18 protein-coding genes are annotated in these 19759 nt (G+C 69.3%); 8 read left to right on the top strand and 10 right to left on the bottom strand.

The features are described 5' to 3' along the window. Positions 1–77: 77 nt before the first annotated feature. Positions 78–1703 (bottom strand): ISAzo13 family transposase, encoded by a 1626-nt coding sequence (locus OG534_RS33835; RefSeq protein WP_326593193.1) that lies wholly within the window; start codon positions 1701–1703, stop codon positions 78–80. Between the two features lie 197 nt (positions 1704–1900). Further along, on the bottom strand, positions 1901–2017 hold the full coding sequence (locus OG534_RS33830) for a DUF6308 family protein (RefSeq protein WP_326593999.1): 117 nt from the start codon (positions 2015–2017) through the stop codon (positions 1901–1903). Positions 2018–2581: 564 nt separating this feature from the next. On the opposite strand from OG534_RS33830, the gene OG534_RS33825 reads away from it, so the two are divergent. Continuing rightward, positions 2582–2797, top strand: a complete 216-nt coding sequence (locus OG534_RS33825; RefSeq protein ID WP_319191762.1) for a hypothetical protein — start codon at positions 2582–2584, stop codon at positions 2795–2797. Between the two features lie 640 nt (positions 2798–3437). On the opposite strand, the gene OG534_RS33820 is transcribed toward OG534_RS33825, so the two are convergent. After that, positions 3438–4016, bottom strand: coding sequence for an SRPBCC family protein (locus OG534_RS33820; RefSeq protein ID WP_326593192.1), 579 nt, complete (start codon positions 4014–4016; stop codon positions 3438–3440). A gap of 168 nt (positions 4017–4184) precedes the next feature. Between OG534_RS33820 and OG534_RS33815 the strand changes: the two genes are divergently transcribed. Beyond that, positions 4185–6536 (top strand): arylsulfatase, encoded by a 2352-nt coding sequence (locus OG534_RS33815; protein ID WP_326593191.1) that lies wholly within the window; start codon positions 4185–4187, stop codon positions 6534–6536. 50 nt (positions 6537–6586) lie between these two features. On the opposite strand, the gene OG534_RS33810 is transcribed toward OG534_RS33815, so the two are convergent. Beyond that, complete coding sequence (locus OG534_RS33810; protein ID WP_442807188.1) at positions 6587–7573, bottom strand: formylglycine-generating enzyme family protein; 987 nt, start codon at positions 7571–7573, stop codon at positions 6587–6589. A gap of 114 nt (positions 7574–7687) precedes the next feature. Beyond that, complete coding sequence (locus tag OG534_RS33805; RefSeq protein WP_326593189.1) at positions 7688–9382, bottom strand: SulP family inorganic anion transporter; 1695 nt, start codon at positions 9380–9382, stop codon at positions 7688–7690. 405 nt (positions 9383–9787) lie between these two features. Between OG534_RS33805 and OG534_RS33800 the strand changes: the two genes are divergently transcribed. From OG534_RS33800 to OG534_RS33790, 3 genes are all read left to right on the top strand, one after another. Next, positions 9788–10279, top strand: coding sequence for a hypothetical protein (locus OG534_RS33800; protein WP_326593188.1), 492 nt, complete (start codon positions 9788–9790; stop codon positions 10277–10279). A 98-nt stretch (positions 10280–10377) separates the two neighbouring features. Beyond that, complete coding sequence (locus OG534_RS33795) at positions 10378–10791, top strand: DUF1622 domain-containing protein (protein WP_326593187.1); 414 nt, start codon at positions 10378–10380, stop codon at positions 10789–10791. A gap of 9 nt (positions 10792–10800) precedes the next feature. Next, the gene (locus tag OG534_RS33790; protein ID WP_326593186.1) at positions 10801–11085 is read left to right on the top strand and encodes a hypothetical protein; all 285 of its coding nucleotides are present in this window, start codon (positions 10801–10803) and stop codon (positions 11083–11085) included. A gap of 571 nt (positions 11086–11656) precedes the next feature. Here the strand turns inward: OG534_RS33790 and OG534_RS33785 are convergent. After that, on the bottom strand, positions 11657–12847 hold the full coding sequence (locus OG534_RS33785; RefSeq protein ID WP_326593185.1) for an acyl-CoA dehydrogenase family protein: 1191 nt from the start codon (positions 12845–12847) through the stop codon (positions 11657–11659). Between the two features lie 144 nt (positions 12848–12991). Here OG534_RS33785 and OG534_RS33780 point away from each other — a divergent pair, with 144 nt between their 5' ends. Together OG534_RS33780 and OG534_RS33775 are read left to right on the top strand one after the other, a co-directional pair. Beyond that, on the top strand, positions 12992–13543 hold the full coding sequence (locus OG534_RS33780) for a DinB family protein (RefSeq protein WP_326593184.1): 552 nt from the start codon (positions 12992–12994) through the stop codon (positions 13541–13543). A 78-nt stretch (positions 13544–13621) separates the two neighbouring features. Continuing rightward, complete coding sequence (locus OG534_RS33775) at positions 13622–14308, top strand: hypothetical protein (protein WP_326593183.1); 687 nt, start codon at positions 13622–13624, stop codon at positions 14306–14308. A 56-nt stretch (positions 14309–14364) separates the two neighbouring features. On the opposite strand, the gene OG534_RS33770 is transcribed toward OG534_RS33775, so the two are convergent. The 3 genes from OG534_RS33770 to OG534_RS33760 are packed head-to-tail and all read right to left on the bottom strand — an operon-like array spanning position 14365 to position 16669. Next, complete coding sequence (locus tag OG534_RS33770; RefSeq protein WP_326593182.1) at positions 14365–14895, bottom strand: hypothetical protein; 531 nt, start codon at positions 14893–14895, stop codon at positions 14365–14367. 38 nt (positions 14896–14933) lie between these two features. Continuing rightward, positions 14934–15770 (bottom strand): class II fructose-bisphosphate aldolase, encoded by an 837-nt coding sequence (locus OG534_RS33765; protein ID WP_326593181.1) that lies wholly within the window; start codon positions 15768–15770, stop codon positions 14934–14936. Further along, a complete protein-coding gene (locus tag OG534_RS33760) occupies positions 15767–16669 on the bottom strand; it encodes an SIS domain-containing protein (RefSeq protein WP_326593180.1) in 903 nt (300 codons plus the stop codon). The genes OG534_RS33765 and OG534_RS33760 overlap by 4 nt, the downstream gene beginning before the upstream one ends. Before the next feature lie 190 nt (positions 16670–16859). Here OG534_RS33760 and OG534_RS33755 point away from each other — a divergent pair, with 190 nt between their 5' ends. After that, positions 16860–17639 carry a DeoR/GlpR family DNA-binding transcription regulator gene (locus OG534_RS33755; protein WP_326593179.1) on the top strand — a complete coding sequence of 260 codons (780 nt, stop codon included), beginning with the start codon at positions 16860–16862 and terminating at the stop codon, positions 17637–17639. Between the two features lie 111 nt (positions 17640–17750). Here OG534_RS33755 and OG534_RS33750 read toward each other — a convergent pair whose 3' ends face one another. Beyond that, complete coding sequence (locus tag OG534_RS33750; RefSeq protein WP_326593178.1) at positions 17751–19712, bottom strand: S41 family peptidase; 1962 nt, start codon at positions 19710–19712, stop codon at positions 17751–17753. Positions 19713–19759 lie beyond the last annotated feature (47 nt).

The raw sequence follows: 19759 nt of genomic DNA, 5'->3' as shown, positions 1-19759 counted from the left end.
CATGTGACCAGGTTTCACATCTGGCACCAGGCCACGTCCGGGACCTGCATCGATGCCAACTAAGGGATTGCAGATCATTAACACGTTGTTTTGATCTTGTTGTCTTCGCAGGTCTGTGCCTGGACCCGGGCCTGAAGGGCGGCGAGGGCCGTGGGTGGGGTTGTCGCCGGTGGGATGGTGATGCCGTGTGTCTCGAGCAGGCGCCGGTTCTTCAGGAGGGTGCGGTGCATCGCGGTGCGGCTGGTGGCGAACAGCACGGCGAGGGGTTCCGCGGCCAGGGCGGCCCGTAGGTGAAGCACGGTGGCCAGGATCTGGTCGGGGAAGGTCAGCCGGGGCGGGCGGCCGCGCCGGATATCCCCGTCCGGGGCCAGGGTCTCGGTGAGGTCGTTCAGTTGCCGGCGGGTCATCCCGGTCAGTGCGGGATCGGAGAGCAAGGCCTGGTCCCACTCCGGATCCGGCGTCTGCGGGGTCCGGGCCGCCGGGATTACGGGTGATGGCTGGGGGTGCAGTGCATAGTTCCAGGCGCCCTGGAACGCGTGCCGGGTCAGCGGCAGGGCGGCCATCTCAGCGTCTTTGATGCGGACTCCGGTCGGGTAGGTGTTGGTGTCGAGTTCGGCCCTCACGCGCAGTCCGGTGCGGGTGGTGGTCGCGGCGATCGACTGCACGATGACTTCGTGGCTGGTCAGCGGGCGGCCACTCCAGTTCATGGTGATGTGCGAGAACAGCCTGTGTTCGATCTTGTTCCACTTCGATGTGCCTGGTGGTAGGTGACACACGGTGATCGTCAGTCCGGTTTCAGCGGCGAGTTGGGCCAGCTCGAGCTTCCAGGCCCGGGTGCGGTAGCCGTTGGATCCTCCGGCGTCGGCAGTGATCAGCAGCTGTGTCGCCTGCGGGCAGGCAGCCTGGCCCTGGCCGAGCCACCAGCGGCGGATCGATTCCACGGCGAACGCGGCGGTGTCGTGATCGGTGCCGACGTTGACCCAGCCGGTGTTCGCGGTCAGATCGTAGATCCCGTAGGGGACGGCTTTGCCCAACTGTGGGTCGGCGAAGTCGTGGACGCTGACCGGGACAGGCTCGCTGGCGGGACGCCACTGGCGGCCGCTGTTCTTGAACTCGCCGACGAGTTCCTTCTTCTTGGTGTCGACGCTGATGACCGGCTGGCCGGTGTCCCGGTGGTTGCGGGCCTGCTCGTTGAGGTAGCGGAACTGGGCGTCCCGGTCCGGATGCTGACTGCCCTCGAGCGTCTTCGCGTTGGCCTGAAGACTGAAGCCTTCCTCCCGCAGCAGATCGCCCACGGTATCGGCGCTGATCCGGTGCCCGGCCCGGGCCAGCTCCGCCGCGATCGTACGGGTCGATTTCACAGTCCACCGCAGAGGCGACATCGGGTCGCCTCTCTCATCGGGCTCGACCAGCGCCAGCAGTGCCGGCCGCACACCCGGATCCAGATCGGCGACCCGTTTGCGTCCTCCGCCGGGACGCCGGACCCGCCCCAACGGCTCCTCTCCGGATTCCAGCTCGAACACGCCATTGCGGACCGTCGTCTCACTGACCTGGGCCGCCCGAGCGACAGCGCGGATGCCGCCATGCCCCAGCAGCCGGGCCTCGGTTCCCATCAACAGCCGTCGCTGCCGCTCGTCCAGATGCGGGAACAACACCGCGAACTTCGCGGAGAGTTGGTCACGGGTCTCGTCCGGGATGCGCATACCAGACCAACGAGCCCCAGGTCGGGAAGCAACACCTTGATGATCTGCAATCCCTTAGAAGGTTCAGCAACTGCGGGTATGGAATCAGAGAGATAGTTGGCACTTTGGTACACCGCAGGTCACTGGGGTGTTTCGCCGGGGACACGAGGCCGTCGGTCCTCCGAGCGGAAGGCTTCCTCGGGTGAGACCGACGGACTTCAGATCCCGGTGCAGCTTCTCCGTTGGTGATCCGTACGGTGATGCATCCAGAGCACCACGTCGCAGACCCGCAACGCGCTGACGGCCGCGGGGAGGTCGGCGGACTGCCTTAGCAGTCAAACAAAATGACGGAGCCTTGCAGTCATCAGCGGCCCTCAGGGACATCGCCGGCGAGTCCGAGCGAAGGCGCCGTCTGCGCCCCCAAGCAGGCTTTGCTCCAGCACTCCGTGCTCGAAGACGGCGGTGTCCGCGACCAGCACCTCGTCCCCGGCTTACGTCCAGTCGGCGCGGGACCGGGCCTCAAGGGGCAGGCAGGAGCAGAAGCCCTGTTGGTGGCCGGGCCGACGCCGAGCCAGCCGTCAGCTCGGGCCGTGGCGAGCAGGCGTTCTGGCTCCCCACCCGAGATGCCGAGTTGCAAATGTATTACTAGAATCATATGTGGCTGTTGGCCGCGACTGCGGGAATCACTCCCGCAGTAACGAGCCCAGAGTGCGCGGCGGTCACGAACCGTACGCACCAGCCCAGCGAGTCCGTGGCCCGACGAGGCCGCGTTGACGGCGGACGTGCGCTCATTTGCATCTATGCGGCCTCCCGCATAATCCGCGTACGCCTCTTATGTAAGGAAGCAGAACAACTTCGCGCCGCAGCGAGTGGCACAACAACGAGAAGGGTTTTGAACCATGCAGGCACTGAGAGTGAAGCGACTCTTCGCGGTGTCCGCCATCGGCGTTCTGATGGCCGGTGGCGCCGCCCTCGGAGCCGCAGGTACGGCCTCGGCGGCAACGCCGACCTACTCTGTCGCCTCCGTCCAGGGTGGCGGCTGGGACGACGACGACGATTACGGCCACGGTGGGTACGACGACGACTGGGGCGGAGGGTATGACGACTGCGACTGACAAGCAGACTACGCTGTGCGGCCCGGCGACGGGCCGCACAGCGTGACGTTCCGCCACAGCAAACGGCCGCTCGACACGGCCCAGCTCACTCGCCGACCCCCGGAATCGACTGGGCGTGAGCGAGAGCCCGTTCCCCGGCTCCATGGCACGACGTCGAAGCTCCTCCTCATCAACGGCGGCCGGCGCGACCACCGCCTCTTCCTGCGCGGCCGGCACGATCTTCTCGCCCTCCGCCTTGCAGGTGTCCCCAGGGCGCTCGGGACGAGAGCTCGCCCAGTCGGCCAGGGTGTGTTTGGTCGTGAGGTGCCAGACCGTCTCGGGGTGGTGACCGCCTGGGGGTCTGCCCGGGCGGGTGCGCGAAGTGCCTGCGTACTGTCCCGCCCAGGCGGCCGCGGGTTACCAGCGGCTCCGCCTCGGTGACCGGATCAACCGTCACCGGGTCCCCCTCGCGAAGAAAGGCGTGGCTCACGGGCCGGGCCGTCTGGGACGAGGCCTTGGGCGGTGCACGCGGCTGAGGGGTAAGGCAGTCCTTGCGGTCGTCGCGCGTGCTCTCAATGTGGTGCGCGATTGGACGTCGACTCCGGAGGGGGTGCTGTTGCCGCAACCGATCGGGCTGCCGCGAGGTGGCCCTGCAGCCCGATCACCTGTCAGGGTGGCTGCACAGGTGTTCCAGACGCTTCATCCCCTCTTGGAAGATCTTGTCCAGACGACGTTGTGTTGCCCGGAGCAGCAGGTGCACAGGGGCTGAGCAGTCGACTGCGATGGTCCAGCTGACTCGGGTGCGTCCGTCGGCCGAGGGTGTCAGGGTCCACTGCTCCATCATGGCTGCGACGCCGCGCGCATTGGTGTCGTGGACCTGGTAGACGAATCGTCCGGGGGAGTCCCAGACGAGCAGTTTCTCGTGGGCGCGGATCACCTTGCACAGGCGTAGGTAGCGCACTGTTCCCACCCCGTACGGCGGCGTTCCTTCATAGCGGCATTCGTTGGCCGGCCCGAACCAGCGGGGCCAGTTCTCGGGGTGGGCCGCGAGCTGGTCGAAGATGGCGTCGGCCGATGCGCGGATGTCTCTGCTCCGGGTTCGCCGTACAGGCGCGCGTTCGAGGAAGCCGGGGTCTTCGGAGCGCAGTTGGTGGGCCATGGTGGTTCGGCCTTTCGGCTGGGCGGGTGAACAGGCGGCAGACGGGCGCATCAGCACGGCGGGGGTCAGGTCACCGCCCAACGGCTCATCATTGCGCAGCGTCCGGTGGAGCACTGGCTGATACGGCCGCGTGAGGTACGAAGGGCCTCTTCCGGACCAATCCCAGGGGCGTAGCGCAAGCGGACACGGTGGTTGCGGCATACGTTCCCCAGAGCAGGCAGGGTCCACTGCGAAGCTGAGGAGATGAGGATGCCCGTTCCGTTCAGGGGCGTGATCCAAGAGGACATCCGGGAGTCGGTGCCGGACTGGGAGCCGTACAAGCAGCCGGAGGCCCCTGAGGGCGCGCCGAACGTGCTGTATCTGGTGTGGGACGACGTCGGCTTCGGCACGTTCGACATCTTCGGCGGGCTGGTGGAGACCCCCGCGATGCGCCGGATCGCGGATATGGGGGTGAAGTTCACCAACTTCCACACCACCGCCCTGTGCTCCCCGACGCGTGCGTCCCTGCTGACCGGGCGGAACGCGACCAGCAACGGCATGGCATGCGTCGCGGAGATGACCAGCGGCTTCCCCGGTTCCAGCGGTCGTATCCCGTTCGAGAACGGCACCCTGGCCGAGGTGCTGGTCGAGCGGGGCTGGAACACCTATGCCCTGGGCAAGTGGCACCTGTGCCCTTCGGAGGAGGCCAACATGGCGTCCTCGAAGCGGTACTGGCCGCTGGGCCGGGGGTTCGAGCGCTTCTACGGATTCCTTGGCGGCGAGGCCGATCAGTACTACCCCGACCTGTTCTACGACAACCATCCGATCGAGCCGCCCTACACCCCGGAGCAGGGGTACCACCTGTCGAAGGACCTGACGGACCGGACCATCCAGTTCATCAGGGAAGCCAAGGTGATCGCGCCGGACAAGCCCTGGTTCACCTACTTCTGCCCGGGCGCCGGCCATGCGCCGCACCACATCTTCAAGGAGTGGGCGGACCGGTACGCGGGGAAGTTCGACGACGGCTACGAGATCTACCGGCGCCTGACGCTTCAGCGGCAGATCGAGCTGGGCATCATGCCGGAGGGCACCGAGCTCACCCCGATCAATCCGCACGGTGAACCGGAGACGACCGGCCCTTCGGGTCAGCCGTGGCCGGCCACGGATTACGTCCGCCCGTGGGAGTCGCTGAGCGCCGAAGAGAAGCGCCTGTTCGCCAGGATGGCCGAGGTCTTCGCCGGCTTCGTCTCCTACACCGACGATCAGATCGGGCGCCTGCTGGACTACCTGGAGGAGTCCGGGCAGCTGGAGAACACGATCATCGTCGCCGTGTCGGACAACGGGGCCAGCGCGGAGGGCGGTCCGAACGGCTCGATGAACGAGAACAACTTCTTCAACGGCGTGGCCGACGACATCGCCGAGAACCTGCGTCACCTCGACGAGCTGGGCAGCCCGAAGACCTACAACCACTACCCGACCGGGTGGGCGTGGGCGTTCAACACCCCCTTCAAGTACTGGAAGCGCTGGGTCTCCTACGAGGGCGGTATCGCCGACCCGGCGATCATCGCCTGGCCCAAGGGCATCAAACAGCGTGGGGAGACCCGCCACCAGTACGTGCACGCCATCGACATCGTGCCGACCATCTACGACCTGCTCGGCATCACGCCCCCTGACGTGGTGAAGGGCGTCAAACAGAGCCCGCTGGAGGGCGCCAGCCTCCGGAAGGCTCTGCAGGACGAGCAGGCACCCGATCCGCGGCAGACGCAGTTCTACACCATGCTCGGCACCCGTGGGATCTGGCACGACGGCTGGCATGCCGCGACCATGCACCCGCCGGCGCCTTCCAACTGGAGCCACTTCGGCGACGACGTCTGGGAGCTGTACAACCTGCGGGAGGACCGGTCGGAGAACCGGGACCTGGCCGCCGAACATCCGGAAAAGCTGGAGGAACTCAAGGCCCTGTGGAAGGCGGAGGCCGAGAAGTACAACGGTCTGCCTCTGGACGACCGCAGCCCCGTGGACATCCTGTCCACCCCGCGGCCCCAGCTCAGCAAGCCCCGGGACCGGTACGTCTACTACCCCGGGTGCGCCGACGTACCCGAGTCCGCAGCCGTCAACATCCGTGGACGGTCCTACTCGATCGTCGCCGAGACGCACCTGGACACCCCCGAGGCCCAAGGTGTGCTCTTCTCCCACGGCGGCCGCTTCGGCGGCCACAGCCTGTACCTCAAGGACGGGCACCTGCACTACGTGTACAACTGGCTCGGCCGCACGGAGCAGAAGGTCAGCTCACCCGACCGGGTCGGCACCGGCGACCTCAGCTTCTCGGCCGTCTTCCGGGCCGGTGACCGTGACGAGCAGGGCAGCACGAACGGAACGCTCGCCCTCTTCATCGGCGACCGGAAGGTCGCCGAAGCGGACATCAAGACCCAGCCCGGCCACTTCTCCCTGGTCGGCGAAGGCCTCGCAGTCGGCCGCGACAGCAGCCAGCCGGTCTCCAGCGACTACGAATCCCCCTTCGCCTTCCTCGGCGGCACGATCCGTGAAGTAGTGGTCGACGTCAGCGGAGAACCCTTCGAGGACCTGGAGAAGGAACTCATCGGAATGTTCCACCGCGACTGAACCGGGCACCTGGGGCTGCAGTCCCGCACCGGCCCTCTGCGCCGGGTCCGTCAACGAGAGACGACGGGCCCGGCGTCCGCTGCGCAGCGGAACCCCTGGTGGCCCGTGCTGCTGTCCGGGGTGCTGGAGCTGCGGGCTGCCACCCGATAGCGGCGGCAATAGGAGGCATGGCACAGGTAGGAGCCGCCGCGGATCACCCTTGCGGTGCCGAGCGCGGGCCCCTGGGGATTGTCCCTCGGGCTGCGCCGGTAGTAGTTCGGGGCGTACCAGTCCGCGCACCACTCCCAGACGTTGCCGCACGCGTTGTACAGGCCGTGACCGCCCGGCGCGTAGGCGGTCACCGGGGCGGTGCCGTACCAGCCGTCCGCGCGCGTGTGGTGGTCGGGGAAGCGGCCCTGCCACACGTTCATCCGGCGCTCACCGTCCGGCTCCAGGTCGTTCCCCCAGGGGAAGGCGGCCTGTTCGAGGCCGCCGCGGGCGGCGTACTCCCACTCGGCTTCCGTCGGCAGCCGCTTGCCCGCCCACGCCGCGTACGTGCGGGCGTCGTTCCACGAGACGTGGACCACCGGGTGGTCGCCGCGCCCGGCTACGTCGGAGCCGGGGCCCTCAGGACGACTCCAGGACGCTCCGTGGACCTGACGCCACCAGGGGGCCGCCGCAACGGCCCGTGTGTCCGGGAAACCGGCGGGCAACAGGCCGACGAAGACGAACGACCACTCGTACCGCTCGGCATCCGTCACGTAGCCGGTCGCGGCGGTGAAGGCCGCGAAGTCGGCGTTGGAGACCGCGCAGCGGTCGATCCAGTACGGGGCAAGCGACACCTCGTGGACCGGACCCTCACCGTCACCCGGCAACGCCCACGCGTCCTGGGAGCCCATCAGGAAAGCCGCCTCGCCCAACCTCACCATGCCCTCACGGTCCGTGCCGCCTACCGCAGGCGATACCCGCTCCCCTCCCGCCGCCGACTCGGCCACCAGTTGCACCGGGTCCGGCCGGGACGGGATGCAGCAACCGGAGGTCAACTCACTGTCAGACATCGTCCGTCCTTCACAGGGAATGAGGGGATGCGAGTGCTCCACGCGATTCTGATGCAGCCCGCGTCCTGGGGCGGGGGTCGACACGGCGTCACGCCGGGCACGGCAGCGGTGTGGTCAGCGCTGCCGCAGGGCGTCGTATGCCTCGCGCACGCTGGGGAAGACGGGTAGCTGCCGAGTAGCGCCATCCTGGTAAGGGCTTTCACGCAGCGTGGTCAGCACCTGCTCCCGAGGGCGGGCGACCACCAGCTGGCAGTCACGCGCCCTCAGGTCGGTGGCGAGCTGGGCGAGGGTTTCCGCGGCGGTGGCGTCGAGGTAGAACACCACCTCGGCGTCCAGGACCACATACCGCGGATACGGCGACCGGGCAGCCGCCAGGGTGTGGATCCGCTGCGAGATCCGGCCGGCGTTGGCGAAGAACAACGGCGCGTCCACACGGTAGATCAGCACATCCGTACCGACTGCCTCATCCGGAGCAACCTCGTGGGGCGGCCGGCCGTCGTCGGGGACGACGAGCACGGCGTCGTGAGGCCAGGCAACGCGGCGAAGCAGCTGCATCAGCGCCAGGACGACGGCCACCAGCAATCCGTAGAGCACACCGAGAGCCACCACACTGGCCATCGTCACGATCGCCAGCACACTCTCCCTGCGCCAGCCGTGCCACAACCGCTCGAAGCCCGCGAAGTCGAACAGGTGCGAGGCCGACACCATGACCACGGCGGCCAGCACCGTCACCGGCAACAGCGCGATCACCGGACCGGTGGTGAGGATGCCGACCACCACAAAGCCCGCGCACACCAACTGGAACAGCTGCGAGTGGGCCCCCGCGCCGCGTGCGGACAGGGTGCGCTGCGTACCCGGCATCGCCGCGAAGCCACCCAAGGCGCCCGCGCCCGCGCTCGCCGCACCCATCGCAACCGACTCCCGGACCAATGAGATCCGCGGCGCAGAGGGAAGTGCTGTACGGTGCAGGGCCGCCGTCCCTTCGATCGACGCGATCATGGCCATGCCGGCCGCGGCGGGCAGCAGCGCCCACACGTCCGCGGCGCTCACCCCCGGCCAGCCGGGGGCAGGCAGGCCGCCGGCGATACGGCCGGTCATCGCCACGCCGTGACCGGCCAGATCCGCAGCGGCCGATACGGCGACCGCCACCACACAGACCACGGGTGTGACGGGCACCGCGCGCAGGACGGGCACGGCGTGGAACACCGGCTTGAGCAGGACGAGTGCGAGGAGAGTGGCCACACCGACGGCGGCGGTCACCCACTGCACCTGGTCCAGATGGGTGAGCACCTCCCACACTTTGACCATGGGATGGTCACTGTCCGTCTTCACGCCCACCAGCTTGCCCACCTGACTGGCCATGACCTGCACAGCCGTCCCTGCCAGATATCCGAGCAGCACCGGCGCCGACAGGAGACTGGTCAGCCCGCGCAGCCGCCCGGGCAGCAACAGCAGGGCCCCCGTCATCAGCGCCAGACATGCCGCCAGTGACGCAGCCCGCCCGGCGTCGCCGTCAGCGCGGGAGCTCACTGCAGTGAACGTCATGATGGCCAGGGTCGACGAAGGGCCGACCGCGATCACACGTGTGGACGTCACCAGGGCGAACACCACCATCGCCCCGACAGCGGTGTACAGCCCTACAACCGGCGGCAAACCCGCCAACTGCCCGTAACCCAGGCCCTGGGGCACCAGCGTCACCGCGACCGCGAACCCGGCCACGACATCCCCGCGCACTGAGCGCAACGAACAGTGCCTCAGCTGCCCGAACAGCGGTACCGCATTCCACAATGACAACCGGCTCGCCTTCACCCCGTCATTGTCGGGATCCCAACCCGATATCGGCGGCACAACACCGCATGACATGGAAGTGCAGCCACATCGGGGTCTCCATCAGGACCAGCTCGCCCCTCCACCACGGCCTCGGCCGTGACCGCGATTTCCGGCACTGTCTGCCGGCGTTTCTCTGGGCGCGAGCCGAATCACCTCACTTCGCGGTCGGTGAGTCGCTGTCACCCGAAAGACGCGTCCCTCTATCGTCGACGGGAGGCGTGGCCTACGTCGCACGAATGGGTGCGCTGAGCGACTCGTCCGGGCATGCTGTGCTGAACAGTGGGAGCGAAAGTGGCTGGTGGAGTGCCTCCCGATCCGAGCCCTGAGGTGACGGTGAGCCCGCCAGGAATCGACCCCACTCTGCGTGCCATTTCCACTGCATCGGTGGCTGGAACGCTCGTCATCTGGTGGCCTGCTTTTACGCTCGGCGCATACGGTGCAATCTACTTCAACACCTTGATGACCATTTGGGCAGTGGCCACGACTGTATTGTTCTCGGGTGTGGTTCTACGCAGCAGAGGTGCAATTCCTTGGGGTGGCTGGATTGCCCTTGCACTGCCCTCCACATGGATCATCCTGGCCATCATGTTGCCGAGAGGAGGCGATTTTCACTTCATTCAATATTTCGAGATGGCGCTGACCCTGGTTGGCGCCCCGATACTGACGTGGCTGCTGTCGAAAATCCTGGTGCCTGACTACGCGACGCTCTCCCTGTTTCACCGCTTGGGAGCCGTCGGCGCCACGATCACCGTGGGAATCCTGGCCTACCTGCTCGGGGAGTTCAATTACCTGTTCCTCACCTGCACGGATTTCAGCGTCAGCGGCAACCAGCCCCCGACCGACTGTGCCGAACGAGCGTCCATCCGTCGCTACTGAAACCCACTTCGCTGCACTCCGGGGTGGGCTGTTCGAGCCGTGTTCACCGCCTCCGCGCAGAGACGGGGTCCCGCGCGGGTATGCCGAAAGACGTGATCATGTCTATCGAGGTGCTCCCGGAATCGTGGCTCAGCGACGCGATCGATCTCCTGGCACGCATCGTGGAGAGCATCGGCGCGTTGATCATCTTCGTCGGCGCCGTCTGGGCATTCGGCCGCTTCCTGGCGGTGCTGGTCAAGGACCACGGGAGGGAACGGAAGTACAACCAGATCCGCCTGAACCTCAGCAGGTTCATCGCGCTGGGGCTGGAGTTCCAGCTGGCGGCCGATGTTCTGCGCACGGCCGTGGCGCCGACTTTCACCGACATCGGACAACTCGCCGCGATTGCTGCGATCCGAACAGCGCTCAACTACTTCCTCGCCAAAGAGATCGACCGGGAAAGCGCGGAAGTCGAACAGGATCGCCAGGAGACGAGCAAAAAGGACCGCCAAGATCAACTGCCTCCCGCCTGAGTCCAAGGGATGAACAGCGTCAACGAAACCGCGGCACTCCTGGTCGCCGCTGCCGGTGCGATCTGCGCTCTGGTGGCCCTGGTCGTCTACGGGAGTCGCGCCGCGCTGCCGGTGCTGCTGGAATTTCTCACCGCCGCCGCGCTGATCCGTCTGGCCGCTGATCCGTCATGGGGCACTATTCTGCTCGCGGCCGGTCTCGTCGCTGGGCGCGTGATCACATCAGGCGGCCCTCATCTCAGTGGACGGCGTCCCGCGCGGAGCGGAAGAGGCTCGAACGTGCGACCAACTCGTTGACGGGCCTTCCTGGTGCTGCTCGTTACAAGTTCATGGAGGGTGTTGATCAGGCGGCCTCGAGTGGGGTGGCGTTGTAGGTCCAGCGGTAGGGCTTGGCGTTCTCGTTGTGCCTGATCACGTAGACATCGAGTCAGCTTGTGTCGGCCGATGTTCGCGACGCCCGGTGCCGACGTGCGTTGTAAACGCCGCTGCAGTAGCCATGAAGCGCCACCCGATACTCCTCAGCGAGATCCATGGCTCTAGGGACGCTCTCGGATGCCGCCTCTTCACAGACAACTTCGGACACGGAAACACTCAGCCCTTGGGGACCATCGCATGCTGTGGCGATTCGATCTGCATACAAGTAGAGGCGTCTCTGCAATCTGAGGGTCGCTCCCTCCCGAACGTCAGTCATGAACGTGCCGGCGCGCATGGCTGGTGTACTGGCTGCCGCGGTCGGAAAGAAGGCTGGTACAACACCCGCCGACTCCATTCCAGCCTCGGCTACCAAAGCCCAGCCGAGTACGAAAACACCGCAGCCTGAACACCACAAACAACCTGTCCGCCAAACAGGACCAACCTCACAACAGCACTAGCGGCGGACGCGGGGCATGCCCAGGCCGATCCAGGAGATGATCTCGCGCTGGATCTCGTTGTTGCCCCCGCCGAAGGTGAAGATCACGGCGCTGCGGTAGCCGCGTTCGAGTTCGCCGTGCAGGACCGCGCCGGCGGAGCCGTCCTTGAGGGAACCGGCCGCGCCGACGACCTCCATGAGCCAGGCGTAGGCGTCCCGGCGGGCCTCGGAGCCGTAGACCTTGACCGCGGAGGCGTCCTGCGGGGTGAGGGTGCCGGCCTGGACCGCGCCCACCATCTGCCAGTTGAGCAGCTTCATCGCGTCGAGGCGGGCGTGGGTGCGTGCGAGGCGGCCGCGGACCCAGGAGAGGTCGATGACGCGGCGGCCGTCGGCGAGCTTGGTCGCCGACGCCCAGCGCTGGACGTCGTGGAGGGCCCGGATGGCCATGGTGCCGTGCGCGGCCAGGGTGACGCGCTCGTGGTTGAGCTGGTTGGTGATCAGCCGCCAGCCCTTGTTCTCCTGGCCGACGCGGCGGTTCGCCGGAACGCGGATGTTCTCGTAGTAGCTGGCGGTGGTGTCGTGCGACGCGAGGGTGTTGATGAGGGTGCACGAGTAGCCGGGGTCCGAGGTCGGCACGAGGAGCATGGTGATGCCCTTGTGCGCGGGGGCGTCCGGGTCGGTGCGCACCGCGAGCCAGACCCAGTCGGCGGTGTCGCCGTTGGTCGTCCAGATCTTCTGCCCGTTGACGACGTACGTGCCGGTCTCCTCGTCGCCCTCGCGGACGGCCTTGCACTTGAGCGCGGCGAGGTCGGTGCCGGCGTCGGGCTCGCTGTAGCCGATGGCGAAGTCGATCTCGCCCGCGAGGATCCTGGGCAGGAAGTACGCCTTCTGCTCGTCGGTGCCGAACTGCATGATGGTCGGCCCGACCGTGTTGAGCGCCATCAGCGGCAGCGGCACGACGGCCTGCGCGGCCTCGTCGAAGAAGATGAACTGGTCCATCGGGGTCATCCCGCGGCCGCCGTACTCCTTGGGCCAGCCGACCCCGAGCCAGCCGTCGGCGCCGAGCCGCCGGATGGTCTCGCGGTAGAACCGCTTCTGCGCGGCCGGGTCCTCGTAACGGGCGTAGACGTCCTCAGGGACCAGCTCGGCGAAGTAGGCGCGCAGCTCGGTGCGCAACTGCTGCTGCTCAGGCGTGTATTCGAGGTGCACGGCCCCTCCGGGATCTCGCGGTCCAGCCGGTCGCTGGGGTGGCGGCGGTCAGAGTAGAACCAGTTCCAGAAATTCGGAAGGGGTGGGGGGATTCGGGGGGACCCGCGTGCCCGCCGTTCGGCGGTGGCGTTCATACTCCCGGCTATGACGAGCCCACGCAGCAGAGCGGAATTCTTCGTGGAACCCGAGCGGGACCAGCGCTTCAGCGGCCCCGCGACCGGGGACGAACGGCGGATGCTGGCCGCCTTCCTCGCGGACCACCGGGCGACCCTGGAGCTGAAGTGCGCGGGGCTGGGAGAGGAGTTGGTGCGGCGGTCCGTGGAACCGTCCACGCTGTCCCTGCTCGGGCTGGTGCGGCACCTGGCCGACGTGGAGCGCCGCTGGTTCCGCAAGGTCCTGGCGGGGCAGGACGCGCCGCCGCTGTTCTCCTCGGCGGACGATCCCGACGGGGACTTCGACGGAGCCGTGTCCGACCCCGCGGCCGTCGAGGCGGCGTGGGAGGCGTGGCGCACGGAAGTGGCCTTCGCCGAACGCTTCGCCGCCGAGGCGCCCGACCTCGACGTCGAGGCCGTCGACGCCTGGCGGGGGAAGGTGTCCCTGCGCTGGGTCCTGATCCACATGGTCGAGGAGTACGCCCGGCACAACGGGCACGCCGACCTGCTGCGCGAGCGGATCGACGGGGCCGTCGGCATCTGACGGCCGGCGGGCCCGAGACGCCGCGAACTGCCCTGAAAACATCGCGCAGTTCGGGCGCCTGCCGCACAATGGGCTGATATGGACCAGGAAGCATGGCGCCGCGAGGATCCCGGGCACACCCGGGCGGTGACGCAGATCCACGAGCCGGGTGCCCTTCCCGTCGAGGCCGGGATCCCCGCCCGGCACGAGTACTGGGAGCTGCTTCCCGAGGACGTGCGGGCCCGGCTGACGGAGAAGGCCGGCCGCCCCCTGACCTGGTGGGCCGGGCCGGATGCCGACGGGCGCCCCTCCGCGCTGATGGTCGGGGACCGCGGGCTGTGCCGGGTCGGGCAGGTACTGCGGGACGGCGTGGCGGAGTTCCGGGGGCGGCGGGTCCGGGTGGAGCCGGGCTCGCTGCGCAGCCGGTCCTTCGACGGGCGGCCGTCGCCGGACGGGCGGGCCGCCGCCCCCGGTCTGCCGGGAGCGGCGGTGCTGCGGCTGGAGCTGGACGCGCAGGCGCAGGGCGTGCTCGGCCATTTCCCGCTCCCCGTACAGGACTTCCTGCAGCGGCCGTTCCTCGCCGGCGGTGCCCAGGTCACCGCCGACTGGTACTACGACGAGACCGTGGAGCCCGGGCAGACCACCTGGTTCGTGGCCTTCGTCCTGTCCACCGACCACGTCCTGGCGGCCGCCGAGGGCACCCGGACCCTCGCCCGGGGCGCGCGCCCGGACCGGGCCGAGTGGCACGAGATCCAGTGCCACCAGGCCCGACTCTCACCCCGCTGACACCCGGCGGCCCACTCCCGGAAACCGGAACCCGGCCGTGCGCCCCGGCCCGCCCGTCAGGTGGAGGCGTACAGGACGTCGAAGTGGACGAGGTCGAGGGCCGTGTCGAACAGGTACCGGCCCGACGAGGACGCGTCCGAGCCCGAACCCTTGTGGTTCGCGTACGCGTCGAACTCCGGGCTGTGCCGCCACGCCGCGGCGGCGGGCAGGTACGGCTTCAGCGGGGCGGGCAGTGCGGACGGTGCGGCGGGCACGAAGGTGCGGCCGGGGTCATTCACGATCGCGGCGGCGCCGCCGGCCGGCAGGTGGGCGACGCCGACCAGGCGGACCCGGTAGTCCGGGCTCGGGATGGTCCGGTCGTCGCCGGTCCCGTCGATGTCGTACCCCAGCCAGTGCGCGTCGGTCAGCCCGCCCAGGTACGGCGCGAACCGCCGGTTCAGCGGCTCCGGCTCGGTGCGGACCTCGTGCCGGTACGGCTGCGGCCACGCGGCGTATGCCGTGAGGCCGCCCACGGCCGGCAGCGCGAGGCCTGCGATCAGGAGGAACCGGCGCCTGTTCGTGCGCCCCCGCTGCGGCTGCTCCGTCATCGTCTGCCCCGCCCCCGCCTCGCCCCACCCCGATGCCGTCAGTTGAGGGCGCCGATCATAGCCCTCGCCGTCGCCGTCATCGCCGTCCGGGCCGCCGTCAGGTACGGCCGGGGGTCCGCCGGGGTCAGGTGCGTGCGGATGGCTTCGGTCATGGCCAGGTTCAGCGCGGTGCCGATGTTGACCTTGCGGATGCCGCCCGCGACGGCCGCCGCCAGTTCGGCGTCCGGCAGCCCGGAGGAGCCGTGCAGGACGAGCGGCACGTCCACCGTCTTGGCCAGCCGGGCCAGCAGCGCGCGGTCCAGGGCCGCGGTCCGGCTGGTCATCGCGTGGCTGCTGCCGATGGCGACGGCGAGCGCGTCGACCCCGGAGTCGGCGACGAACCGCCGGGCCTCGTCGGGGTCGGTACGGGCGCCGGGCGCGTGCGGGTCGAGCGGCGCGGCGCCGTTCTTGCCGCCGACCTCGCCGAGCTCCGCCTCGATCCACAGCCCGTTGGCGTGCGCCCAGTCGGCGGCGGAGCGGGTGGTCTCCAGGTTCTCGGCGTACGGGAGCTGCGCGGCGTCGTACATCACGGAGCTGTATCCGGCGTCGCAGGCCTGGCGGAGCAGCTCGGGGCTCTTGACGTGGTCGAGGTGCAGGCCGACGGGGACCCCGGCGGCCTCCGCGCAGGCGACGGCGGCGCGGGAGATGGGCAGCAGCTGTCCGCCGCGGAACTTCACGGCGTTCTCGCTCAGTTGCAGGATGACCGGGAGCCCGGCCGCCTCGGCACCGGCGACGACGGCTTCGGCGTGTTCCAGGGTGATGATGTTGAAGGCGGCGACGGCGCGGCCGCTCGCGGCCGCCTCCAGGACGAGCGTGCCCGCGGGAACGAGGGTCATCGGACCGCCTCCTCTCCGGTGGTGAGGATCACCGAGCGGGTGAGGTGGCGCGGTGCGTCCGGATCGAGCTGCTGGTGGGCGGCGACGGCGAGGGCGAGGCGGTGCACGCGGACCAGTTCGGCGAGCGGGTCGAGCCTCCCGGCCACCCAGTGGGAGCCGGTGGCGCGCACCTGTTCGGCGAGCCCGTCGGGGGCGTCGCCCAGCGACCAGGTGACGGTGCCGGGCCCCGAGACGCTGATCGGCCCGTGCCGGTACTCCATCGCCGGGTAGGACTCGGCCCAGGACAGCGAGGCCTCGCGCATCTTCAGCGCGGCTTCGTGGGCGAGGCCGACGCTCCAGCCGCGGCCGAGGAAGGTGAACTGCCCCCGGCCCTCCAGTTCGGCAGGCAGCGGCTCGGTGAGGGCGGTGCGGGCGTCGGCGACCACGGAGGCGGTGTGCAGGCCGACGTGGGCGCGCAGCAGGGTGAGGGCGGTGGTCGCGAAGCGGGTCTGCACGACGGACTGCTCGTCGGCGAAGTCGAGGACGACGAGTTCGTCGGCGAGGGTCATGACGGGGGTGGCGGGATCCCCGACGACCGCGGTCGTGGGCACGCCCGCGTCCCGCAGCCCGGCCAGCAGGTCCAGTACCTCGGTGGTGGTGCCGGACCGGGTCAGGGCGACGACCCGGTCGTAGCGGCGGTGGCGCGGGAACTCCGACGCGGGGAAGGCGTCGGTCTCCCCCGCTCCGGCCTCCTCACGCAACACGGCGGCCGCCTGGGCCATGTAGTACGAGGTGCCGCACCCGATGATCGCGGTACGCTCCCCCGGCTGCGGGAGCACCGCCCGCCGGGCCGGGGCCAGTTCGGCGGCCCGCTCCCAGCAAACGGGCTGCGTGCCCAACTCGTACGCGACGTGACTCATACAGGCTCCCTCGTGCGACAGGCCGGTCTGAACGCGTGTTCTTGCGTGTTCCTGCAAGGTAGCCGCCAGTTTCGCGCAACTTCAAGCATTCACGGGTGGGGCGGCTGAGTTAGTGTCGCCGGGTAGGCCAATGGAGGCCGCCGGCGAGCGTCGTGGAACGAATGTCGCAGAACACCGAAGGGGGCGGCCGATGACCCGCAAGGAACGCTGGCAGACACTGCTGGACCTGCTGGTGGAGCGGGGCGGGTTGGAGGTGGAACCGGCGGCGGAGGCCCTCGGCGTGTCCGCCGCGACCATCCGCCGGGACCTCGACCAGCTCGCCGAGCAGCAGCTGCTGGTCCGCACCCGCGGCGGGGCGGTCCTGCACGGGGTCAGCTACGAACTCCCGCTGCGCTACCGCACCTCGCGCCGCGCCGCCGAGAAGCGCCGGATCAGCGAGGCCGTGGCGGCCCTGATCACCCCGGGCGAGGTGATCGGCCTGACGGGCGGCACCACGACCACCGAGGTGGCGCGGGCGCTGGCCGCGCGCCCGGACCTGGCCCAGGGCTCGCCGGCGCTCACGGTGGTGACCAACGCCCTCAACATCGCGGGCGAGCTGGTGATCCGGCCGCAGTTCAAGATCGTTCTGACCGGGGGCGTCGCCCGCCCCCAGTCGTTCGAGCTGACGGGCCCGCTCGCCGAGCAGGTCCTCGGTCAGCTCGCCGTGGACACCGCGGTGCTCGGCGTGGACGGCTTCGACCCGGCGGACGGCGCGGCGACCCGGCACGAGGACGAGGCCTCGGTCAACCGCCTGCTGTGCGAGCGGGCCCGCCGGGTGGTGATCGCGGCCGACTCCAGCAAGCTGGGCGTGCGGGCCTTCGCCCGTATCTGCGCGACCTCGTCGGTGGACGTCCTGGTGACGGACACCGGCCTGGCGGCGGAGGTCGCGCAGGAGTTCGCGGCGGCGGGCGTGGAGGTACTGCGGGTGTGAGGGGCGGTGATGCCGGTGTGTCAGGGGCGGGTGATGCCGATGTGTCAGGGCCGGTGACGCCGACGCGTCAGGGGCGGCGGCCGGAGCCCGGCCCCGGCCACCTCCCACCCGCTACAGCGGCCTGCTGCGGCTGGCGACGAGCTCGCCCCGGGCGAAGCCGTCCACGCGCACCGTCCGGGCCGAGGTGGCGCCCGGGACCGTGACGTCGGCCTGACCGTCGGGGATGTCCACCGAGGTGCGCGGCCGCCGGTCGAGGTAGACGTCGACGCGGTCGAGGTTGGCGGTCGTCAGCTTGAGGCGGAGCGAGCCGTCGGCGCGCGTGAGGTCGGCGATGGTCAACTCCCTCACGGGCTGGGCCTTGAGGAGTTCACCGGCCCGCGCCATCAGATCGACGTTGCCCTCCAGCAGGTCCCGGCTCGTCATCCGGTGGCGTTCGTCCGGTACGACGCCGAGGTCCTCCAGGGGCGTGCCGGCCCGGTCGCCGACGCGCAGGGACCTGCGGATCGACACACGCATGCCCGCTCCGTTCGGCAGCGGCCGGTACGGCGAGGCGGCGACCGGGAAGTCCGTGAGGAACAGGCCCTGCCCCCAGACGTTGGCGCCGCCGGCTCCGGTGTTGTCGTCGGTGCCCAGCACGGTGCCGATGCCGTGGTCCTGGAAGCCGGCCGCGAAGATGTCGGTGGCGGAGTAGCAGCGGGCGTTGGTGATCAGGACCACCGGGCCGAAGTACTGCTGACCGATCTCGTTGGCGCGGGCCTCCGGGGTGAGGGGGATGCCGGCGGAGAAGGTGGCGCCGGTCTCGACCGCCTGCTCCATCGACGGCACCCAGGGGCTCAGGCTGCGGCTGCTGCGACAGATGCGCAGGTTGAGGGGGGTGTTGACGAACTGGAACGGTTCCGGCGTGATCGGACGCGGCGTCAGGGTCTGGAGCGTGAGCTCCGACGCCCAGACCAGACCGCCGCCGTTGTCGCGCACGTCGACGATCAGACCGTTCTTGGGCAGCAGGCCGATGAGCCGGACGAACTCCTGGACGAAGGCATCGGCGCTGTCGACCGAGAAGGTGTGGATGCGGACGTGCCCGAAAGTGCCCGAGGGGGTCTGCACGGTGCGGGCCGTGAACACCTGCGGCATCGTGCTCGCGACCTCACCCGCCGCCGAGTCGGGGGCCTGTCCCGAGTCCACGGCCTGCTGCTGCTCGACGACGTGGGGGGCGAAGAGCATGACGTTGGCCCGGCTGATCTCGTCGGCCTCGTAGTCCATGCCCATGACGAGGGCGGCTTCACCGACCGGGCCGGCCATCGGCGGGAGGTTGTTCACGATCTGCCAGTTCTCGCGGAGCTCGCGCGCGGTGCCGTCGGTGCCCTGGTAGCTGACGGTCACCCACTCCTCGAACGGAGGGAGATGGGCCGAGAGCGAGCGCACCGTCAGCGACTGGACGCCTCTGCTGCGGCGGGCCGCCACGTTGCTCCCGGCGAACCGGGCGGCGTTGAGCTCGACGGCCTGCTCGATGGGGATGCCGCTCCAGTGGGTGATCTCGACGCCCGGCGCGAACCCCGGCGCGGAAAAGCCCTGGGTGATGCGGGTGACCAGGAAGCGCGGCCGCGGTCCGTCGGTGGTCTCCTCGACCCGGAAGGGCAGGAAGGCGATCTTCCCGGCGAACGGCGCGGGCAGCTGGTAGTTGGTGTGCAGGTCCCGGACCGAGTGGAACACCTTGGACATCTCCGCGTGGAAGATCCACTCGGGCGGCATGGTGGCCGCCGTCTGCTGCTCCAGCTGCCGGCGGATGAGGCGCAGCCGCTGCACGGGGTTGACCGCGTGCATCGCGACCTTCAACGGCAGGTGTACGTAGTTCTGCTCCAGCAGCACGAGCGCCTGGTCGACGAGGAGCATCCGCTGTTCCAGGCTGAGGGTGCCCGCACCCTGGAGGAAGGTTTCGAGCTGTGTGGCGGCGGCCAGGTGCTCGCGCACCGGTTCCGCGGTCTGGCTGAGGTACTCGGGAGGGGTTTCGGCGGTGACGCGGCCCATGATGTCTCCGTGGTCGGGGTCCGGCTCCTGCGGCTCACCCCGGGTCATCGGCCGGTCCGGCTCGCCTCCTCAGGGTTGGCACATCAGTTCACCCG

It is taken from the genome of Streptomyces sp. NBC_01294, from assembly GCF_035917235.1.
GTDB lineage: Bacteria > Actinomycetota > Actinomycetes > Streptomycetales > Streptomycetaceae > Streptomyces > Streptomyces caledonius.
The sequence above is the reverse complement of the archived record's forward strand: the minus strand, read 5'-3'. Positions and strand labels throughout refer to the sequence as shown.